Here is a 545-nt window from a genome sequence, read left to right as displayed (position 1 = left end):
GGACGGATGCGGTACGTAAAAAGCATGAAGATCCGGCCTATCGAGCGCGATATATGCAACGTTTTGATATGGAAAAATGGCTGAACAGTGGAGAGGGGGAGAATGCGCTGCCGTTCTCGTCACTGACAGATACTGTAGCGGAATATCACACGAGAATAGATACTAACCGGCGTATTGCCGATTACACCCGCTCTCAGTGGAATGGGAAATATCTATTTGATCAGAATAACCTCTGGTGGGCAGAGAGAGAATTAATGCCAGGCAAAGGGGTCATCCTGTTCCTGCCTGATCCGGTTGCAATGGTGCAGGACATTACCGCGCTGATGAATTATCGGTTAAAGACCCAGTTTCATGAAAATCCACATTACATCAGAGGGATTGCACTTTCGGCTTCTCTAGGCACGCTGAAAGAGGCGTTGTGTCGGCAGTTTGAGCGGGATCAGATAAGTGGATATGAAACGCTGGAAACCCAAATACAATACGGCTACTACACTTCTGGCGGAGCCTATCTGTCGGGTCATCCCGGGACTGTGGATACCGGGCGT

General features: G+C 49.4%; 1 protein-coding gene. It reads left to right on the top strand.

Going from position 1 to position 545, the window contains the following annotated elements:
• Positions 1 to 53: 53 nt before the first annotated feature.
• Positions 54 to 545: hypothetical protein (locus AM629_RS21475; RefSeq protein ID WP_152912076.1), on the top strand; the 492-nt coding region annotated here is incomplete at its 3' end.

The sequence above is a fragment of the Photorhabdus heterorhabditis genome (assembly GCF_001280945.1).
Classification (GTDB): domain Bacteria; phylum Pseudomonadota; class Gammaproteobacteria; order Enterobacterales; family Enterobacteriaceae; genus Photorhabdus; species Photorhabdus heterorhabditis.
The sequence above is the reverse complement of the archived record's forward strand: the minus strand, read 5'-3'. Positions and strand labels throughout refer to the sequence as shown.